The organism is Aminipila butyrica (assembly GCF_010669305.1).
GTDB classification, from domain to species: domain Bacteria; phylum Bacillota; class Clostridia; order Peptostreptococcales; family Anaerovoracaceae; genus Aminipila; species Aminipila butyrica.
The window spans coordinates 2,394,768-2,415,561 of record NZ_CP048649.1; the positions used below are offsets into that span (position 1 = coordinate 2,394,768).

Sequence of the window (20,794 nt, forward strand, 5' to 3'; positions counted from 1 at the left end):
TGAGAATATATTTACCCTTGCATTTTATGCCTGGGTATTCGCGGCATCCGCGTTCTGCTCTGCCGGCACGACTTTTGCGTTATCCAGAGCGAACTGGATCACCTTTTCCAGAAGAAAACTCTTCATCAGGTTGTCCTTCCCTGCATATTCCTCGAAAGATTGGCCGTACTGATCCTTAAAGGCCTTGTCGTCGGTAACGCCTTGATCCGCTTTAAAGGCGGCCAGCTTTTCCTTATACTCCTTGTCAGAAATGGAAATCCCTTCTGCCTTGGCAATGGAGTACATAACCATCTCCTGAGAGATAATGGCTTCAGCATACTGCTGCTGGTAGTCCGCATACGCTTTCTCATCCATACCTGCATACTGCTTGACAAAGTCCTTTAACTCCATATTGTACTGCTTCGCATAGTTTTCGTAGTATTCCTCATTGGTGTCCTTAGCAGCCTGAACTTCCTTTTCTGGATATTTTAACACCTTGGCGTTGTCCATAATGGATGCCCAGAGTTGATTCTTTGTCTCCTCTTCTGCTGACTCCTGCTTGGTCTTATACAGTTCCTTCTTTACGCTCTTTTCATAATCTGCCAGGCTGGTTTCGCTGCTGTTGGCTTTGACGAATGCCAGGTCATAAGTTGGTGTCTCCGTAACCATGATAGCACCTAACGTCACATCAAAGTCCACATTCTGCCCATTCAATTCGTCTTTACCGTAATCTTCCGGGAAAGTCAAGTGCAGCGTTTTCATCTGACCTACTTTCATGCCAACGACTCCCGCATCAAATCCGTCAATATATCCGCTGCTGCCCAGGGTAATGGTGGTTCCCTCATCCCCTGTGCTGCCGTTTTCAAAAGGCACGCCGTCCAACTTGCCTACGTAGATCAGTTTTACGCTGTCACCCTCTGCTGCGGTACCTTCGGTCTTTTCAACCTGCTTGCCGGCAGCAGTGAGCCGCTTCTGTATCTCTGCCTGTACTTCCTCTGGGGTCACGCTGACTTTTGTCTCGGTCACCTGGACCCCTTTATAATCCCCCAATGTCACGTATTCTGATAAATCGTAATCGGAATACGGTACCTCATAGCTATTACCACATGCTGCAAGGGAGAGAGTCAAACAGGACAGGACTAGCAAAGCCGTCACTTTTCTCTTACCGCTGTTCATTCTAATCATTTCATCCATGCCTTTCTTTTTTTCAGTTTCGGCTATGCCCTCATAGCCGTCTGTCCATTTTAATTCAGATGATAGTATTATATTACATTCCGGTAAAAATGAAAAGGGCTTAAACGAGCTTTCCTGCGGGCTTCCCTTCTTCTATACGTATTTTCTCATATATTTCAGAGCATTTTTCTCTAGCCGGCTGACCTGAGCCTGACTGATTGAAATCTCCTCTGCCACTTCCATCTGAGTCTTCCCCTCGAAGAAACGCATGGTTAAAATATGCCGCTCTCTGGGGGATAGCTTTTTCATTGCCTCAGAAAGAGACAGATTTTCAATCCAGCGTGCATCGGTGTTCTTCATATCTTTCACCTGATCCATGACATAAATAGCATCTCCGTCGTCGTGAAATACTGGTTCAAAGAGAGATATGGGCTCCTGAATAGATTCCAATGCCAACACCACGTCTTCTCGCGCCATCTCCGTCTCTTTAGCAATCTCCGCCATGGTTGGTTCCCGCTGAAGTTCCCTAGACAGCTTTTCCCTGGCCTGTAAGGCCTTGTACGCTGTATCCCTCAGGGATCTGGAAACTCGAATAGGGTTATTATCTCTGAGATATCGCCGGATTTCACCGATAATCATCGGTACTGCATAGGTGGAAAACTTTACGCCATGGGAAGTATCAAAATTTTCCAAGGCCTTGATCAGTCCGATGCAGCCCACCTGAAACAGATCATCCGGATTCTCACCTCGATTGTTGAACCGTTGAATCACACTGAGCACCAATCGTAGATTCCCTTTAATGAATTCATCTCTAACCTCTTTATCTCCCCCTTTGACCGCCTCAATCATCCTCATCATTTCTGCATCTTTGTACACTGGCAGCTTTGCTGTGTTTACGCCACAAATTTCCACCTTGTTCGCCATAAATAAGGTCCTCCGAATCCCTGTTTGTTCCCCTTTAGCAGTGATTTTTTCCGCCTTTTGCAAGCGGCCTGTGACCTACTTTTATTTATGCGCAAAACCAGTCCTTTTTATACGGATTCCGAAAAAATACCTGTTAAAAAATATCTTCTTTTCCTGAAATGTTTTTTGTATTTTTGTACAAGTATTTTATGTTTTTTATTATTTTTTTGTTGACTTACAACAATTTTATAGATATAATAGCTCATAAGTTGATAGAGGCGCGGTTGATAAGAGTACCTTGCGGAGGCGGTAGCCAAGGAAGTAAGGGAAAGGAGAGATCGCCGAAGGGCAAGTCAGACATGATGAGTTTCTGGGCCAGGGTAAAACATACGCTGGACTCCTGCCGGACTATTTCGACAGAGGTGCTATCGATTGCAGCTTAACTTTGTGTTTTTTAGTTGCATCGATAGAGATGCAACTTTTTTATTGCCTTTTTAGAAAATTAGTTGAGAAGCAAGAATGAGGAGGAAAAAACATGGCAATTTTTACAGGCTGCGGCGTCGCCATCGCGACCCCTTTTTTACCTGACGGACAGGTGGACTTCCAAGCCTTCCGAGACTTAATTCAGTGGCAGATTGCTCAAGGCATTGACGCCATTGTCGTCTGCGGTACAACTGGCGAGTCCTCTACCTTAGACGACAGAGAACATATTGAGGCCGTCCAGTTTTGTGTAGATGTAGTCCAGGGGCGAGTGCCCGTCATCGGTGGAGCTGGAAGCAATGACACTCGTCACGGCATTCAGCTGGCTAAGGCACTGGAGCAAGCCGGCGCAGATGGGCTCCTGCTGGTGACCCCTTATTATAACAAATGCTCCCAAAGAGGCCTAATCCAGCACTACACCGCTACAGCAGACAGCGTGGATATTCCTTGTCTATTGTATTCCGTATCCAGTCGAACGGGAGTCAATATCGCTCCCCAGACCGTAGCTGCTTTAGCTGCCCACCCAAACATTGTCGGTATAAAGGAGGCTAGCGGAGACATCGCTCAGGTCGCTGAAATTGCCCGGCTGGTGCCGGAGGATTTCGCTATTTATTCCGGCAACGATGATATGGTAATACCGATAATGGCGCTAGGCGGTTTAGGCTACATCTCTGTGGTGGCCAATGTTGCCCCTAAGGATTCCATCCGCATGACCAGAAGCTTTCTGGAGGGAAATCTGAGAGAAGCCCGCGACTTGCAGCTTCACCTGAAGAGCTTAATCGACGCCCTCTTTGCCGATGTGAACCCGATTCCAGTAAAGGCCGCCCTTCATCTGATGGGCAAATGCCAACTAGAATATCGGCTGCCTCTGTGTCCACCCAACCGACAAGTCATGGAGCGGATTCGCCATGAAATGACTGTATACGGGCTGATATAGAAAGGAGGCCCCGATGGATATCATCTTACATGGTGCAAAAGGACAGATGGGTGTTTCCCTGGAAGCCCTCATCAGCGAAAGTTCTGACCTGCATATTGCCGCCGGAATTGATCCCCTTATAGATGGCGGCGAAGCCTATCCTGGCTTTAGTCAGCTGGCAGACTGTCCCATACCGGCTCAGGTGATTCTGGATTTTTCCAATCACGCAGCACTGTCAGGCCTGCTGACCTACGCCCTCCAGCGGCAGATTCCTCTGGTTCTGGCTACTACCGCTTTTACAGATGCGGAATATCAAATGGTTCTGGAGGCAGCCAAACAACTTCCTATTTTTCATGCCGCCAATCTGTCCGTCGGCATCCAAAGCGTGGTAAAGGCGCTCCAGGCTCTGGTTCCCCTCTTGGAGCCCGATTTCCATATGGAGATTGTGGAAAAGCATCACAGCCGCAAAGCCGATTCCCCCAGCGGAACAGCCCTCCGGCTGGCGGACACCATCAACGACTGCTGCACCCAGAAGAAGGAATACATATACGGCCGCCACGGTACAGACACCCAAGGCAACATCCGGCAGCTGGGCATTCACGCCATCCGAGGCGGCACCATTGCCGGGGAGCACATCCTTATCTTTGCCGGACCAGATGAACTCATTGAACTCAAGCATACCGCCTTGTCTCGGCGAATTTTTGCCTCAGGAGCCCTGCGAGCAGCCCGTTTCATTGTTGAACAAAACCCTGGTCTATTTTCTATGGCCGACCTAATATAATATAGGATACAAAAATCGGAAAGACTACCATTTATGTTTCCTACTTTCCCACGGTAACCCTAGGTATACAGCTACATAAAGCAGCTATAAATATAAAGGAGATAAGCATATGAACAATATTCAAATCGGAATTTTAGGCTACGGAAACTTGGGCCGAGGCGTTGAACTGGCCATTTCCCAGCAGCCTGATATGGAACTCACCGCCATTTTTACCAGAAGAAATCCCGCTGAAATTCAACCCAGCCTCAGCGGCGTCCCCATTTACAACGTTAAAGACGTGCTGAATTTCAAAAACTCCATTGACGTGATGATTCTCTGCGGAGGCAGCTCTACCGACCTGGATAGCCAAAGTCCCGCCTTCGCCTCTCACTTCAACATCGTGGACAGCTTCGACACCCATCCGGAGATTCCTCGCCACTTCAAATCCGTCAACACCTCAGCTCTGCTGACCAATCACACCGCCATCGTTTCTGCCGGCTGGGACCCAGGCCTTTTTTCCATCAACCGGCTTCTGGCAGAAAGCATCCTGCCCTTGGGTCACAGCTATACTTTCTGGGGAAAAGGCGTCAGCCAAGGCCATTCAGATGCCCTCCGACGCATAGAAGGCGTAGCCAACGCCATCCAGTATACCATTCCCCTGGAATCGGCCATGGAAGCCGTACGGCGGGGAGATGGCCCAGCGTTTACGCCTCGGCAGATGCACACCCGGGAATGCTACGTAGCCCTGCTGCCGGATGCAGACCCGGATACAGTGCGGGACCAAATTGTCCATATGCCTAGCTACTTTGCAGACTATGACACCACTGTTCACTTTGTCAGCCAAGAGGAATTACAAGAAAACCACTACGCCATGCCCCACGGAGGCTTTATCCAGCGAAGCGGAACCACTGGCAGTGACCAGGAAAACTGCCACATCTACGAATTTTCTCTTAAGCTGGATTCCAACCCGCAATTTACGGCCAATGTGCTAGCCTGCTACGCTAGATCCGCCTATCGGCTGGCCGCCGAAGGCTCTTACGGAGCAAAGACGGTATTGGAAATCCCACCAGCCTATCTGTCCAGCCGCTCCATCGAGCAGCTGCGGGCAGAAATCCTCTAGGCTTCCCACTATAGCAAAGACCGGGAGGACCGTCCCATCTTGGGACCGTCCTCCCGGTCTTTTTTCTCTGCCAACTAAAACGGCCTCTTTCACTGATTGCACGCCTTAGCTGCCGTATTTTTTCCCTTATAAATTGGTATACCCCATCAGGTACTGATCCACCGCTTGGGCCGCCTCCCGGCCTTCTCGAATAGCCCACACGACCAGCGACTGGCCTCTGCGCATATCTCCTGCTGCAAAAACCTTGTCCCGGCTAGTGTGATACGACATTTCACCGGTTGATTCCGCCCGCACATTGCTTCTCGGGTCCGTCTCCACTCCGAAAGCCTTAGCAACCTCCAAGTCACAGCCTAAAAATCCGGCGGCGATTAGCACCAAGTCGGCCGGAATAACTTTTTCCGACCCAGAAACCTCTTCCATGGTCATCTGCCCTGTCTTCGGATCTTTTTTCCAGGCCAGCTCTACCAGAACCGCCTCCTTCACCTGACCTTCTTTGTCGCAGATGAATTCCTTGACGGTAGTCTGATATCTCCGCGGATCTGCTCCAAAGACTGCTTTCGCTTCCTCCTGGCCGTAATCCGTCTTAGAGACCTTAGGCCACTGCGGCCACGGATTATCTGCGGCCCGCTGATCCGGCAGTTTCGGCATCATCTCCAACTGAACCACCGACTTGGCTCCCTGACGAATAGCTGTTCCCACGCAATCATTACCCGTATCGCCGCCGCCAATCACCAGTACATTCTGATCCTTTGCCGACAGGTAGGTCCCTTCCTCCAGAAAACTGTCCAGCAGGGCCTTCGTGGTAGAAGACAGAAAATCCACCGCAAAATGGATGCCTTTGCTCTCCCTGCCTGGAACCTGAATATCTCGAGGCCGGGCTGCTCCACAGGCTAGAATCACGCCATCGTATTCCTTGAGCAGCTTCTCTGCCTGCTTTTTACCGGAAATGCTTTCGTTCAAGCGAAAGACCACGCCCTCCGCCTTCATCAAATCAATCCGCCGCTTAACGATGTGTTTCTCCAGCTTCATATTCGGTATACCGTACATGAGCAAGCCTCCTGGCCGGTCACTTTTTTCAAAAACTGTCACCTGGTGGCCCCGCAGATTCAGTTGATCTGCTGCCGCCAGCCCAGCAGGCCCAGAACCGATAACGGCAATTTGCTTGCCAGAGCGTCCAGAAATTTTCCGAGGCTGCATGCTTCGGTTGCTGTAGCCCTCTTCAATGATAGCCAACTCGTTTTCTCGGATGGAGACACCAACACCATTCAACGCACAGGTGCAGGCATTCTCACAAGGAGCCGGACAGACTCTGGCCGTAAACTCCGGGAAATTATTTCGCTTTAGCAGCCGCTTCAAGGCTGCTTGATAGTTTCCGTGATACACAAAGTCATTCCATTCCGGAATTAAGTTATTCAAGGGACAGCCAGAGACCATGCCTCCCAGCGTCATTCCCGACTGACAAAAAGGGACACCACAGTCCATACACCGTGCCCCCTGTTCCATCTGCTCTTCTTTGGACAGGGCAATATGAAATTCATTATAATTCTTAATTCGGTCTAAAGGTTCTAAGGCCTCGCTGGTGCGCCTCTCATATTGTAAAAAGCCTGTTGACATCCCCATTACTGCATCCCTCCTTTTATCTCATAGAACGCTTCAATCTGCGCGGTCTGCTGATCCAGTCCCATCTCCTCATACTTTTGAATCAGTTGAAGCACATTCTTATAGTCATAGGGCATAATTTTCTTAAACAGCGGCAGATATTCGGTAAACTGTTCCAGCACTTCTTTACCTTTGCGGGAATGGGTAACTGCCACATGCTCCTGAATCAGCTGATTCAATTCCAGCACGTCTTCACTTCGGCTGAGGTTTTCCAGGGAAATAATATCCTTGTTCAACTTGGAGTACAGGTCTCCCTTTTCATCCAGCACATAAGCAACACCGCCGGACATACCTGCGGCTAAATTATTTCCCACAGCTCCCAGGATGACCACACGGCCTCCCGTCATGTATTCCAGTCCGTGATCGCCTACGCCTTCCACTACCGCATCTGCTCCCGAATTCCGCACGCAGAACCGTTCGCCGGCTACGCCGCTGAAAAAGGCTTTACCTGAGGTTGCTCCATACAGGGCCACATTTCCGATGATAATGTTTTCATCGTGCTTAAACGTGGATTGGCGGTGAGGATAAACAATAATTTTGCCCCCAGATAGTCCCTTGCCGATATAGTCGTTGCTATCCCCTTCCAACTCCAGTGTCAGACCCTTTGGAATGAAAGCGCCGAAACTCTGTCCGCCATACCCCTTACACTTAATGTAATAGGTGTCCTCCGACAGCTTGCTGCCAAATTCCTTCGTCAGAATGGAGCCAAATAAGGTACCAAAAGCTCGGTCCTGATTGTCAACCTGTACTTCCAGCGTCTTCTTTTCACCCTTTTCCATAGCAGGTTTGAACTCTTTGTACAGAACCGTCATGTCCTTACTTTCTTCCAGTTTGAAATCAAAGTCGTCCCCTTTTTTATGAATGCTGTTGAGCTGTTCTAAGGGTTCTCCCTCTCCTAAGATGGCTTGGATGTCCAAGCCGTAGGCTTCTGGGCCTGCCGATCCGGCCTTTGCTTTTAGTCGGTCCGTTCGGCCCACCATTTCAGCCACGGACTTAAAGCCCAACAAAGCCATGTATTCTCTCAGGTCTTCTGCTATAAAGCGCATAAAGTTAATTACGTGCTCCGGTTTGCCGGTAAATCGCTTTCGCAGTTCTGGATTCTGTGTAGCAATGCCCACCGGACAAGTATCCAGATTGCAGACCCGCATCATGACACAACCCATGGAAATCAGCGGTGCCGTTGCAAATCCAAACTCTTCCGCGCCTAGCAGCGCAGCGATGGCCACTTCTCGGCCGCTCATGAGCTTGCCGTCCGTCTCCAGAACCACCCGGCTTCGAAGGCCGTTCAGTCTCAAGGTTTGATGAGCTTCTGCCAACCCCAGCTCCCAAGGTAGTCCGGCGTTGTATACCGAATTTTTTGGAGCCGCTCCTGTGCCGCCATCATATCCTGAAATCAGAATAACCTGAGCCCCCGCTTTGGCCACGCCTGCGGCGATGGTGCCGACTCCTGCTTCGGATACCAGCTTGACTGAAATCCGAGCTTGAGAATTAGCACACTTGCAATCGTAAATCAGCTGGGCCAGATCTTCAATGGAATAGATATCATGATGAGGCGGCGGCGAGATGAGACCTACACCGGTGGTACTGTGCCGTGTCTTGGCAATCCACGGGTAGACCTTGTCTCCAGGCAGCTGACCGCCTTCTCCGGGCTTAGCCCCCTGTGCCAGCTTAATCTGGATTTCTTCTGCACTGACGAGGTATTCAGAGGTAACCCCAAACCGCCCTGAGGCAACCTGCTTGATTTTACTGCACCGATTGTTACCCTCTGCATCTGGCTGAAAGCGCTCGGCTTCCTCGCCGCCTTCGCCGCTGTTAGATTTTCCCTTTAGCTTGTTCATGGCGATAGCCATGGTCTCATGGGCCTCCTGGGAGATGGAACCGTAAGACATGGCCCCGGTCTTAAACCGCCGAACAATGGAATCGACACTTTCTACTTGCTCCAGTGGAATCGCCTTTTGACTCAGGTCAAAGTCCATCAGACTTCGCAGATGAGCCGCCCCCATCTCTTCATTAATCAGCTTGGTATATTCCTTAAAAAGACCGTAATCCCCAGTGCGCACAGCCTGTTGGAGCAGATGAATGGTCTGAGGGTTATATAAGTGTTCTTCTCCTCCGCTTCGAACCTTGTGACCGCCCAAGCTGTCCAGCACACTGTCTTGGTTCAGCCCCAGGGGATCAAAGGCCCTGGAATGCCGTTGGTTCACTTGTTTTTCAATTTGTTCCAGGGTGATTCCACCTACCCGGCTCACCGTATTGGTGAAATAACGGTCAATGACCGCTCTGCTGATGCCTACACCCTCAAATATTTGGGCTCCCTGATAGGATTGAACCGTGGAGATGCCCATCTTAGAGGCAATTTTGACGATGCCATGGAGAATGCCCTCGGTATAGTCGTGAATCGCTGCGTAATAATCCTTTTCCAGGATATTCTCCTCTACCATCTGCTTGATGGTATCCTGAGCCAGATACGGGTTGATGGCACTGGCCCCGTACCCCAGCAAGGTAGCAAAGTGATGGACTTCTCTAGGCTCTCCGCTTTCCAAAACCAGAGATAAAGCCATCCTCTTGCGGTTTCGCACCAGATGCTGCTGCACGGCAGAAACAGCCAGCAGAGACGGAATCGGCACGCTGTACTCGTCCACATCTCTGTCTGAGAGAATGATAATATTTGCCCCGTCCTTTAAGCATCGATCAACCTGAACAAATACATTGTCAATAGCCTTTTCCAGTGAAGTACCCTTATAATAATTGATGGAGACCGTGGCTACTTTAAAGCCTTCCGCCTTCATGTTTTTGATTTTCATAAAGTCTGTGTTAGTCAAAATCGGATTTCGCACAGACAGCAGGCGGCAGTTCTCTGGTACATCGTGGAGCAGATTGCCGTCCTTGCCCAGATAACTGTAGGTAGACGTAACAATCTCCTCCCGGATGGCGTCAATCGGGGGATTGGTTACTTGCGCAAACAACTGCTTGAAATAGTTGAACAGCGGCGGGTATTTTTCTGACAAAGCCGCCAGCGGTGTATCTGCTCCCATGGCAATGACCGGTTCATTGCCCGACAGGGCCATCGGTCTCAAATAGTCGATGACGTCTTCATAGGAATAGCCAAAGGCCTTCTGCATCCGCGACAATTCCTGATCTTTGTAAGAAAGCACTTTCTGGTTGGGTATGGACAGTTCTTTCAGCTGTACCATATTGTTTGCCAGCCATTCCCCGTAAGGCTGACTGCCAGCATAATAGTCTTTTACATCCTGATCGTTGAGGAGCTTGCCGGCTTTCGTATCCACCAGCAACATCCGGCCTGGCCGCAGCCGTTCTTTCACTTCAATTTCCTCCGGCGGCAGATCTAAAACGCCTACTTCGGAGGAGAGAATCAAATTACCATCCTTGGTGATGTAATACCGGGAAGGTCGCAGACCGTTTCGATCCAATACCGCCCCCACCAGGTCTCCGTCACTGAATACAATAGAGGCTGGTCCATCCCATGGTTCCATCATCGTGCCGTGGTAACGGTAAAAGTCCTTCTTCTTGCGGCTCATATTTTTGTCGTTGCTCCAAGGCTCTGGGATACACAGCATGACAGCTTTTGGAAAGTCCATCCCTGCCATGTATAAAAATTCCAGGGTATTGTCCAGCATAGCTGAATCAGACCCCCACCGAGGAACGACAGGCAGCACTCGATAAAAGTCTTCTCCTAAGGCATCGGAGTGCATGTTTTCCTCTCTGGACAGCATCTTATTTACATTGCCTCGAATGGTGTTAATTTCCCCGTTATGGACCATATACCGGTTGGGGTGAGCCTTTTCCCAAGAGGGCATGGTATTAGTAGAAAATCGGGAGTGTACGATGGCAATAGCGGAAACAAAGTCCTTGTCCTGCAAATCCAGATAGAACTGTCTCAGTTGATGAACTAAAAACATGCCTTTATAAACGATGGTTCGGCTGGACAGCGAACAGACATAGGTGCCGCTGCCTTCCCCTTCACTGCTATTTTCAAAAATCCGTCGGGCTACATACAGTTTCCGGTCGAATTCCAGTCCTGGTTTCAGATTTCTAGGTCTGCCAACAAAAGCCTGATAGATGGCCGGTTTGCATTCCAGGGCCCGCAGCCCCAGCGCGCTGTCACAGGTAGGTACCTGCCTCCAGCCTAAGAACGGAAGGCCTTCCTTTTCTACGATGACCTCAAAGCGCTTTTTTATTTGGTTTCGCAGCAGTTCCTGTTGGGGCAGGAAAAACATACCCACGGCAAAATCCCCGTTGGAGGGAAAGTCCAAGTGCTTCACTTGCTTGACAAAAAAACTGTGGGGAATTTGAGTAAGAATACCTACACCGTCTCCCGTCTCTCCGGTTGCATCCTTCCCAGCTCGATGTTCCAACCGTTCTACGATGGTCAGCGCATCCTCTACGGTCTGATGGCTCTTCAAGCCCTTGATGTTGACAGCTGCCCCAATACCGCAGTTGTCGTGCTCAAAGTTCTCATGGTATAAGCTTTCCCTTCTGGATTCCTTTCCGGCTACAGCCTGTCTATCTCCCTGTTTCATCTCTCCACGTCCTTCCGTTATGCGCATATCATGTATAATTTTCCAATTTATCAGTAAATTCTTACCCTATGCTCTATTTGATAATTTTCGTTAAATTTTCAGACAATTCCTAAAAATACTTTACTATTTTATACCCTAATAACCAATTTAGTCAACCATTTTTGTGTTCTTGTAACAATTTTTTATTTATTTTTCTCTTTTTTTCAGGCAGTCTGGGCTTTCAACTTGCCTTTTTAATGCTTATTGAAATCCCCTAAAAATTTGCTTTAAATTTTTCTTCCACTATTTATGCAGTTTTTCTGTATTTTCTAACAAACTTTTTTTTGAAAAGTTATTGACAGATACAGAAAAGTTTAGTATACTCACACCTATCGATTAGCAAAGGCGCTGCGAGTGAAAACTCGTAGTGCCTTTTTTCATAACGTAGGCAATATGATTGTTAACCAGTCCGGCTCCTTACATTCAGCCTATGTGAAAAAGAAAGGGAGGATATACCCATGAATAAGATTTCTGCCCTGTTTGGCAGCATGGTCTTCAACGATGCCATCATGAGAGAAAAATTGCCAAATGATACGTATAAGGCGCTACAGTCCCACATTGACCAGGGTACCCCCCTGTCTATGGAGACCGCCAATGTCATCGCCAGCGCCATGAAAGATTGGGCCCTGGAGCATGGAGCAACTCATTTCACTCACTGGTTCCAGCCCATGACTGGCATTACCGCAGAAAAACACGATAGCTTTATCTCGCCCACAGCCGGCGGCGGCATCGTGATGAACTTTTCCGGTAAGGAATTGATTAAAGGCGAGCCGGATGCCTCCAGTTTTCCTTCCGGCGGGATTCGCGCTACCTTTGAAGCCCGGGGCTACACCAACTGGGATCCCAGCTCCTACGCCTTCATCAAGGAAAACACCCTCTGCATTCCTACCGCCTTCTGCTCCTACGGAGGAGAAGCTTTAGATAAAAAGACTCCTCTGCTTCGGTCCATGGAGGCCATTGAAAAGCAGGCGCTGCGGGTGCTGCACCTGCTGGGCAAAGAATCCGTACGACGAATTACCACCACCGTAGGCCCTGAGCAAGAGTATTTTCTGGTTTCCAAAGAGTTGTATGAAAAGCGGAAGGACCTAATTTACTGCGGACGGACTCTCCTAGGTGCCAAACCGCCAAAAAGACAGGAGCTGGAAGATCATTACTTCGGTGCCATCAAACCGAAAGTGAATGACTTCATGGAAGAGCTGGACCAGGAGCTGTGGAAATTAGGGGTCTTAGCGAACACCGAACACAACGAAGTTGCTCCGGCGCAGCACGAACTGGCCCCAATCTTCGCCAGTGCCAACGTGGCCGCCGACCACAACCAACTGACCATGGAAATGATGAAGAAAGTTGCAGGCAAGCACGGCTTGGTCTGCCTGCTCCATGAAAAGCCTTTTGCTGGCATCAATGGCAGCGGCAAACACATCAACTGGTCTCTGGCTACAGACAGCGGAGAGAACCTGCTAAAACCGGGTAAAAAACCGATTGAAAATATTTCCTTCCTGCTCTTCCTCAGCGCTGTCATCCAGGCTGTAGATCAGTACCAAGATTTGCTGCGGGTCTCCGTGGCCAGCCCTAGCAACGACCATCGATTAGGCGGAAACGAGGCACCACCGGCCATTATTTCGATTTTTCTCGGGGACGACCTGCTGGAAGTGTTAGAAGCCGTTCAGGAGGGAAAGACGGAAGTTCCGCCTAAAAACCGCCAGATGGGTATCGGCGTTCAAGTCTTGCCAGACTTTAAGAAGGACACCACCGACCGAAACCGGACCTCTCCATTCGCCTTTACTGGCGGACGCTTTGAATTCCGTATGCCGGGTTCCACCACTTCGGTGTCTTGTCCGACTTACATGATTAACACGATTGTAGCTGATGCCCTCATGAACATCGCTGACAAGCTGGAAGGCTCCTCAAACATAGAACACGATGCACTGAACCTGGTGCGGGATATCTACCAGAATCATAAGCGGATTATTTTCAACGGCAACAATTATTCCGAGGAATGGGTAACTGAAGCAGAACGCCGCGGTTTGCTTCACCTAAAATCCGCCATGGATGCCTGCCCGCACTTTACCGATCAGAAAAATCTGGACCTTTTTGAACGGCAGCATGTTCTCACTCCAGTGGAAGCCATGGCCAGACAGGAAATCCTCTATGACGAATACTGCAAACTGATTAATATTGAAGCCCTGACCATGCTGGATATGGTCAACAAAGACATCCTTCCTGCGGTGCTGATTTACGTGAAGGATCTGTCCGAGGTGGTTCAAAGCAAGCAGGCAATTTCTGAAGATGTCCCATACGAGATGGAAAAGAATCTTATCCAGAGTCTGTCTGCAGCCTGTGATTCCCTGTACAAGAAAGCCATCACCCTGGATCAGCATCTGTTGGAAGTCAGCTCCATGGAGGATACCAGAGAAGCTGCCGAATATTTCTGTCAGACGATTATTCCAGTTATGAAGGAAATGCGGGTAGTCACCGATGAACTGGAAACGATTACAGCAGCCAAATACTGGCCGATGCCGACTTATGGGTCGCTGCTCTTTAGCTAGGAACTGCGCTTATAGCCGCCTTTCACCCTAGGATTGAATTGTTCGGATGCACCTGGCGTTCAAAAAGTTTTCTTGCTCTTGAGCTCCAGGTATGCTACAATACTTTTTTTAAAACCAGTGTATAGTAGCTCGATAAAAGTTGCCAACCAAAGGAGGTGTTCCCCTTGCAGAACATTTTGCTGGTCACCAGAAATACGAAAAGTAAAGACGCTCTTTTGAATTACTTGGAGCAGGACGAAAATCGGCAAGTTCAAACAGCCAACAGTGTAGAAACCGGAAAGCAAAAGTTGGCTGCATCGACTTTCGATTTAATCATCGTCAACTACCCCCTAGACTCCAATACAGATGCCTCTTTTTCCATCTACTGTGCCCAGAACACCTCCGCTGGAGTCATCGCCCTGCTGAAAAGCCGGGAAATCGATGCCCTCTCCGAACGTCTGGAAAAATACGGTATTATTGTCATCAACAAGCCCATTCTCAAAGTGGTGCTGAATCAGGCCATCAAGTTTGCGGAGTTATCCAAGAATCGAGTCCAGACTCTCAACCAGGAGAACCTCAAATTGCAGGATCAGATTGTTCAGATGAAGCTGGTAAACCGAGCCAAATGGGTCTTAATTCAGTATCTGAATATGACTGAAAATCAAGCTCATAAATACATTGAACAGCAGGCTATGGAACGACGCCTGCCTAAAAAAAAGATTGCTGCCCGCATATTAAAGATGTACGGAGGAGATTGACCAATCGTCAATCCCTTCCGTACATCTTTGCTTTCCCCTATTCTTTTAGCCCAACTTTTTGATTTCCCGGCGAAGTCTGGTGATAATCTTCTTCTCCAGCCTCGATATGTAGGACTGAGAAATGCCCATCTTATCGGCTACCTCCTTTTGCGTCATCTCTCGGCCGCTGATGAGGCCAAAGCGCATCTCCATAATCTGCTTTTCCCGGTGATTCAGCTTCTTTAAGGCATAGATCAACAGCTTGCGGTTGACCTCCTCTTCGATGTGACCGTAGACAATGTCGTTTTCCGTGCCCAAAATGTCCGAAAGCAGCAGTTCATTTCCGTCCCAGTCTACATTTAGCGGTTCATCAAAAGATACCTCACTTTTCAGCTTGTTATTTCGCCGGATATACATGAGAATTTCATTTTCAATGCACCGGGAAGCATAGGTGGCCAGCTTGATATTCCGCTCGGAGTTAAAGGTGTTCACCGCCTTAATCAAGCCAATGGTGCCGATAGAAATCAAATCTTCAATGTTAATTTTAGATCCTTCAAACTTCTTGGCGATGTAGACCACCAACCGCAAATTTCGCTCAATAAGCAGCGCTCTGGCATCCTCACTACCTTTGGAAAAAGATTCTAACAGCTCCTTTTCTTCCTGACTGTTGAGAGGCGGCGGCAGGACCTCGCTTCCTCCAATGTAGAAAATATCCTGAGGCTTTTCTCCCTTCAGCCGTCCCCGCTGCCGCAAGACAGACCACAGCCGCCCCTGTATCCACTGCTTTACCTTCTGTAATATCGTCCTACTCATGATGCAATTCCCCCCATTAAAAAGTCTTTACTCAACAGTATCTCATACGTTTCTTCTTCACCCAGCCGGCAAAACTCCCGGTCGTATACCGCCACCACGACGCTGCCTAGGTTTCTTCCCTCCACTCGGGCGTTATCTACCCGATACCCCTCCAAAAGTCCATGGGAAACGCCAATGGAGTTGTAGGGAATCAGACAGTATCGTCGACTTAAATCGGCATCTTCCAGCTGTTTTAACTGTGCTGCTGCTCCCTTACTGATAACCACCACCGCCTTTCCTGACAAAGGTTCCCGCAGAAAATTTCCTGAATCAATCAAGGCCCGGTGAACCAGCTGGTGTCCCCCTATTTCTATGATTACCTCTGTAAAAATTCGTTCTCGCAGTTGCTTGACGGCCATGACCCGAGAAAAAGCCAACACCAACAGCCAAGAAACCACCGCTCCAAAAGCCACATTTACATATCCGATATCTCCTATGTATAAGACTGCATTACTGGTCATACCGGAGATTCTGGTCAGATACAGCAGAAGGATGGTCATGCCACCCATAAAAGCCGAGACCAGATAGATGAGCACCATAGCCCGAAAAATTTTCTTATGAAAGACCACCCAAGCCAGCAAGGCAGAAAACAGCAGCTTCACCAAGGTTCCCATACCCATGCCCAAATTAGGCACAAATAAAATGAAGGAAAAGAGGCCGCAGAGAACGCCTCCAGCGGCCAACCGTTTTTTACTTGTCACCAAGCCTGCTATCTTTCCAGCTAAGTGTAAAATCAGCAGTCCCATGAGAAAGTTCTCCATAAATAAGTATTCTCCGTAAACTTCCACGCAAAAAACCCCCCTTGTCTGCTACATCATACTTGATTATAGCCCGGACAAGGGGGGACAAATTGTCATATTCAAATGTCGAATAATAAATTTAATTTCTGCTATTTTACTGCTTTCTTAGCTGTTTCGCACAGTTGTGTGAACGCTGGAGCATCGTAGATAGCCATTTCAGCCAACATCTTTCTATTGATTTCGATACCAGACTTTCTCAGGCCGTCCATCAATCTGCTGTAAGAGATGTCATTCATTCTAGCTCCTGCATTGATTCTAGCAATCCACAGTCTTCTGTACTCTCTCTTCTTGTTCTTTCTTCCTACATAAGCGGAACGCAGGGAACGCATTACAGCCGGATTGGCTGCACGGAATACCTTGCTCTTCTGGCCGTAGAAACCCTTTGCTAACTTTAATATCTTCTTATGTCTCTTATGAGCGTTTACGCCCTTTTTTACTCTTGCCATAATTCAAACCTCCTAATACTATTTATTCAATACAGCTTTAATTCTCTTGTGATCTGCGCTTCCAAGAATCGTGGCCTTTCTCAGACCTCTCTTTCTCTTGGCACACTTTTTAGTAAGAATATGGCTCTTATATGCCTTGTTTCTCTTTACTTTTCCTGTACCCGTCAACTTAAATCGCTTGCTTGCGCCTCTATGAGACTTCATCTTATTTTTAGCCATGGTAATATTCCTCCTACGTAAATTTATTCCTGTTATCTGCTATTTGCTATCTATTTATCCGCCTTCTCTGCCTTCGGTGCAAGAATCATGATCAAACTCCTACCCTCAAATTCAGGTTTTTTTTCAATCGTACCTACAGAAGAAACCGCCTCCGTAAACAACCGCATAACCTCCAGGCCCTTGTTGGCATGATCTCGCTCACGGCCCTTAAATCGCAGGCTAACCTTTACTCGGTCCCCGTCTTTTAAGAACTTGGTTGCGGTGTTTGCCTTCACCTGAATATCATGTACTTCAATAAATGTACTTAGACGAATTTCCTTTACAGAAGTAGTCTTTTGTTTTTTCTTTGCCTCTTTGTCTCTTTTTTGAAGTTCATAACGGTATTTGCCGTAATCAAGAATCTTACAAACTGGCGGCTTTGCATTTGGCGAGATGTTGACTAAGTCAAGCTTTTTTTCATTAGCCAGTGCCATCGCATCTTCTAGACTCATAATCCCAAGCTGCGCTCCATCGCTGTCAATAACTCTTAATTCCTTGTCACGAATTTCTTCGTTAATCAGATTCTCCTTGCTAATCTTCTTGCACCTCCTGCAAATTAATAAACAAATAAAGCGGATACACTTGTACCCGCTCCACAAAAACACTTCTGTGCTCTCTTTGCTTTATAAACCCTATCAACGTCGCCAATAAGGTGAGAAGCGGATAACTTCTTCTTTATCACTCAAACACTATACCATTTCTACCAAAGCCTGTCAAGGTATAAATTTAATTAAACCTAAATTTGGGGCTGATTAGTTTAAATACCGAAATACACCAGTGACCTTGCCTAAAATCTTTACTTCCTTTACCAGAATGGGACTCATGCTGGCATTTTCCGGCTGCAAGCGAATGTGATCGGCTTCCTTATAAAAGGTCTTAACGGTAGCTTCGCTTTCAAATCCGTCAATCATGGCCACCACAATTTCACCATTTCTGGCTGTATTCTGCTGTTCTACCAAAATGTAATCGCCGTCGAAGATACCAGCCTCAATCATGCTCTCGCCTTTAACAATCAGCATGAAGCTGACGCCCTTGCCTGCAAACCTGGCAGGGAGCGGGAAGGTATCTTCTACGTTCTGATCAGCCAAAATGGGAGTCCCTGCGGCAATCCGCCCAACCACTGGTATATCAATGACATCAATGCGAGCGGTATCTCCCCCGTGACTTTCCAGCCCTTCCTGGTTCTGAAAGATTCCTCTCTGGTGAGAGTCGGGGCCGACAATCATCAAGGCCCGAGGCTTGGATGGATCCTTTTTCAGATAACCTTTTAGCTCTAAGTTTTCAATATCTTTATGAACGGTGGATGTGGATTTTATATCTAAAGCGTTGCATATCTCCCGGACAGTAGGCGGATAGCCCTTCTGGCCGATTTCTTTTTTCATGTAGTCCAATATCCGCTGTTCTCGTTCTTTTAGCTCTTTTCGCTTCTCCATCTCTCCGCCTCCCATTATGCTTGCTTGGCTCCGCCCAGATGGCACAACCCTTCTTTATTGAGTATAACATAGTTTCGACAGTTTGTAAACATGCGTTCTGCAATTATGTTCGAACTAGAAGTTTTTTAATCCCTTCATCCAGCCCATCTACAGTTAGCTCAAACATCGGGAAAACGTCCCGAATCAGTCCTAGGGTATAGCTTCCATATACAAAATCCCAGTCCTCCCGGGGGATGGGGTTTAACCAAACCTGTTTCTTATACCGTTTTTTCAACTTGTGAAGCCAAGCCAACCCCGGTTCCTGATTATATAAGCTCATGACGGAATTGCCCCCGGGGCTCAGCAGCTCTGAAGGGGCCATGGTTCCATCCCCTACGAGAATCAGCTTATATTCGCTGTCCAGATTAGATAGAACCCAGTCTGTGTTAACCCAGTCTCCTTTCCGGCAGGTGGGCGTGGTATACAGATGGTCATAGATGCAGTTGTGGAAGTAATACACTTTCAAATCTTTAAAGTGGCTGGACTTGCTCACCGCCTGAAACAATCGGCTGCACAGCAGACTGTAAGGAGTCATCGATCCATCTGAATCAAAGAGCAGCAGCAGTTTGATTGTATTTTTCCGAGGCTTATCAAATACCAGCTTGAGATTTCCCCCGTTGTTCCCTGTGGCCTCAATGGTGGCGTCCAAGTTCAGCTCCGTCTTCGCCCCCTCTACTCTGGCAGAAAACTGCCGCAGTTTACGAAACGCCAGTTGAAACTGCCTGGTATCCAAAATATTATCCTGACGAAAATCCTTAAAATGCCGCTCTCCTGCCACCTGAACCGCAGACCGATGACGGCCGGTGCCTCCCGTGCGAATACCCTGGTTATTGTAACCGCCATAGCCCATTCGAGAAGTTCCGCCGGTGCCAATCCAATAATTGCCCCCATCGTGCTGTTCCTTCTGCTCTTCCAAACGCTCTTGAAACCGCTTTAGCAGTGCCTCCAGTTCCAGCAAAGCTTCCTCCGGCATGGGCCGATCCTCCAAGCTTCTTTCCCGATTCCCCTGATTCAGCCATCTCCAAAATTCTTCCGGTAAATCCTCTGGACTTTCTATTCCCCGGAAATACTCGGCAAAGACACTGTCAAACTTATCGTAATCCGCCTCACTTTTCACCAACAGACTTCTGCACAGATGATAAAAACTCAGCAGGCTGCTTTCTGCCAATCCCAAATCCAAGGCTTCCATCAAGGACATCCATTCGTTGAGAGAGACCGATAACCCTCTGGCCCGCAGCAAGTAGAAAAAATCTAAAAACATGTCCTTACCACCTTTTCAGCGAATAGCCCCTGTCCTTAATTTCATACATCGTATCGATGTCCTGATTCTTTTTCAAGAGCACGCCCACGTACGGAATCTCCTTGGCAATTTTATCCACGGAAATACCGCTCACCATCAGCGCCTGGAGCCAATCCAGCAGCTCTGAGGTGCTAGGTTTCTTCTGCAAATCCTTCATCTGACGGATGTTGTAAAAGGTGCTGATGGCCTCCTCTACCAGTTTCTTATCTATAGGACCAAAGTGAACCTGGATGATTTCCTCCATCTTATCCTTGGCCGGAAATTCGATATAGTGGAAGATACACCGCCGAAGAAAGGCGTCTGGCAGCTCCTTCTCCGCATTAGAGGTAATGATAACGATAGGACGGTTTTTTGTTCTAACAGTTTCCTTGGTCTCGTGGATATAGAATTCCATTTTATCCAGCTCCCACAAGAGGTCATTGGGAAATTCCAGATCCGCCTTGTCGATTTCGTCGATCAGCAGCACCACTTGGTCCTCGGAACTAAACGCCTCTCCCATTTTCCCCAGCTTGATGTATTGCCGAATATCGGCCACATTGCCTTCTCCCAACTGACTGTCATACAGCCGCTGGACCGTGTCATATACATACAAGCCTTCCTGAGCCTTGGTGGTGGATTTAATGCTCCAAACCAGCAGCTTCATGTCCAGGGCCTTGGCAATGGATTCCGCCAATACGGTCTTTCCCGTACCCGGCTCTCCTTTTATCAGCAGCGGCTTTTCCAGGGCAATAGCCACGTTGACGGCATTCATAAGTTCTTTGGATACCACGTAATCGTCACTTCCGGTAAATCGATTGATTTCGCTTTTCACTTGTCTTCTCCTTCTGTCTTCTT

17 protein-coding genes, 1 riboswitch and 1 other annotated feature are annotated in these 20,794 nt (G+C 48.2%); of the genes, 5 read left to right on the top strand and 12 right to left on the bottom strand.

Features of this window, described 5'->3' with window-relative positions; translation table 11 throughout:
* Positions 1–24: 24 nt before the first annotated feature.
* Complete coding sequence (gene tig, locus Ami103574_RS11355; RefSeq protein WP_163067127.1) at positions 25–1,173, bottom strand: trigger factor; 1,149 nt, start codon at positions 1,171–1,173, stop codon at positions 25–27.
* Positions 1,174–1,305: 132 nt separating this feature from the next.
* Positions 1,306–2,076 carry an RNA polymerase sporulation sigma factor SigG gene (sigG, locus tag Ami103574_RS11360; RefSeq protein ID WP_163067128.1) on the bottom strand — a complete coding sequence of 257 codons (771 nt, stop codon included), beginning with the start codon at positions 2,074–2,076 and terminating at the stop codon, positions 1,306–1,308.
* Positions 2,077–2,320: 244 nt separating this feature from the next.
* A riboswitch (Lysine riboswitch) is annotated at positions 2,321–2,491 on the top strand.
* 99 nt (positions 2,492–2,590) lie between these two features.
* Between sigG and dapA the strand changes: the two genes are divergently transcribed.
* From dapA to Ami103574_RS11375, 3 genes are all read left to right on the top strand, one after another.
* On the top strand, positions 2,591–3,472 hold the full coding sequence (gene dapA / locus Ami103574_RS11365; RefSeq protein WP_163067129.1) for a 4-hydroxy-tetrahydrodipicolinate synthase: 882 nt from the start codon (positions 2,591–2,593) through the stop codon (positions 3,470–3,472).
* Positions 3,473–3,485: 13 nt separating this feature from the next.
* Positions 3,486–4,232, top strand: a complete 747-nt coding sequence (gene dapB, locus Ami103574_RS11370) for a 4-hydroxy-tetrahydrodipicolinate reductase (RefSeq protein ID WP_163067130.1) — start codon at positions 3,486–3,488, stop codon at positions 4,230–4,232.
* 109 nt (positions 4,233–4,341) lie between these two features.
* Positions 4,342–5,331, top strand: a complete 990-nt coding sequence (locus Ami103574_RS11375; RefSeq protein ID WP_163067131.1) for a diaminopimelate dehydrogenase — start codon at positions 4,342–4,344, stop codon at positions 5,329–5,331.
* Between the two features lie 126 nt (positions 5,332–5,457).
* On the opposite strand, the gene Ami103574_RS11380 is transcribed toward Ami103574_RS11375, so the two are convergent.
* Together Ami103574_RS11380 and gltB are read right to left on the bottom strand one after the other, a co-directional pair.
* Positions 5,458–6,951 carry a glutamate synthase subunit beta gene (locus Ami103574_RS11380; RefSeq protein ID WP_163067132.1) on the bottom strand — a complete coding sequence of 498 codons (1,494 nt, stop codon included), beginning with the start codon at positions 6,949–6,951 and terminating at the stop codon, positions 5,458–5,460.
* The gene (gltB, locus tag Ami103574_RS11385) at positions 6,951–11,531 is read right to left on the bottom strand and encodes a glutamate synthase large subunit (protein ID WP_163067133.1); all 4,581 of its coding nucleotides are present in this window, start codon (positions 11,529–11,531) and stop codon (positions 6,951–6,953) included. The genes Ami103574_RS11380 and gltB overlap by 1 nt, the downstream gene beginning before the upstream one ends.
* A 497-nt stretch (positions 11,532–12,028) precedes the next feature.
* Here gltB and Ami103574_RS11390 point away from each other — a divergent pair, with 497 nt between their 5' ends.
* Both Ami103574_RS11390 and Ami103574_RS11395 read left to right on the top strand, forming a co-directional pair.
* On the top strand, positions 12,029–14,116 hold the full coding sequence (locus tag Ami103574_RS11390; protein WP_163067134.1) for a glutamine synthetase III family protein: 2,088 nt from the start codon (positions 12,029–12,031) through the stop codon (positions 14,114–14,116).
* 164 nt (positions 14,117–14,280) lie between these two features.
* Entirely contained in the window at positions 14,281–14,853 is a 573-nt protein-coding gene (locus Ami103574_RS11395; RefSeq protein WP_163067135.1) for an ANTAR domain-containing response regulator, read from the top strand.
* Positions 14,854–14,898: 45 nt separating this feature from the next.
* Here the strand turns inward: Ami103574_RS11395 and sigE are convergent, their stop codons facing one another.
* The 8 genes from sigE to Ami103574_RS11435 all read right to left on the bottom strand — a co-directional run bounded on the left by sigE (position 14,899) and on the right by Ami103574_RS11435 (position 20,771).
* Positions 14,899–15,645, bottom strand: a complete 747-nt coding sequence (gene sigE, locus Ami103574_RS11400; protein ID WP_163067136.1) for an RNA polymerase sporulation sigma factor SigE — start codon at positions 15,643–15,645, stop codon at positions 14,899–14,901.
* Complete coding sequence (locus Ami103574_RS11405) at positions 15,642–16,472, bottom strand: sigma-E processing peptidase SpoIIGA (protein ID WP_163067137.1); 831 nt, start codon at positions 16,470–16,472, stop codon at positions 15,642–15,644. The genes sigE and Ami103574_RS11405 overlap by 4 nt, the downstream gene beginning before the upstream one ends.
* A gap of 101 nt (positions 16,473–16,573) precedes the next feature.
* On the bottom strand, positions 16,574–16,930 hold the full coding sequence (gene rplT / locus Ami103574_RS11410) for a 50S ribosomal protein L20 (RefSeq protein ID WP_163067138.1): 357 nt from the start codon (positions 16,928–16,930) through the stop codon (positions 16,574–16,576).
* Between the two features lie 18 nt (positions 16,931–16,948).
* Positions 16,949–17,149, bottom strand: coding sequence for a 50S ribosomal protein L35 (gene rpmI / locus Ami103574_RS11415; RefSeq protein WP_163067139.1), 201 nt, complete (start codon positions 17,147–17,149; stop codon positions 16,949–16,951).
* Between the two features lie 50 nt (positions 17,150–17,199).
* On the bottom strand, positions 17,200–17,793 hold the full coding sequence (gene infC / locus Ami103574_RS11420) for a translation initiation factor IF-3 (RefSeq protein ID WP_456298133.1): 594 nt from the start codon (positions 17,791–17,793) through the stop codon (positions 17,200–17,202).
* Positions 17,747–17,870 (bottom strand) — a sequence feature (ribosomal protein L20 leader region). Its footprint overlaps the gene before it by 47 nt.
* A 70-nt stretch (positions 17,871–17,940) precedes the next feature.
* Positions 17,941–18,621 carry a transcriptional repressor LexA gene (gene lexA, locus Ami103574_RS11425; protein WP_163067140.1) on the bottom strand — a complete coding sequence of 227 codons (681 nt, stop codon included), beginning with the start codon at positions 18,619–18,621 and terminating at the stop codon, positions 17,941–17,943.
* A gap of 103 nt (positions 18,622–18,724) precedes the next feature.
* Positions 18,725–19,921, bottom strand: a complete 1,197-nt coding sequence (locus Ami103574_RS11430) for a vWA domain-containing protein (RefSeq protein ID WP_163067141.1) — start codon at positions 19,919–19,921, stop codon at positions 18,725–18,727.
* A 4-nt stretch (positions 19,922–19,925) separates the two neighbouring features.
* A complete protein-coding gene (locus Ami103574_RS11435; RefSeq protein ID WP_330587047.1) occupies positions 19,926–20,771 on the bottom strand; it encodes a MoxR family ATPase in 846 nt (281 codons plus the stop codon).
* Positions 20,772–20,794: the final 23 nt, after the last annotated feature.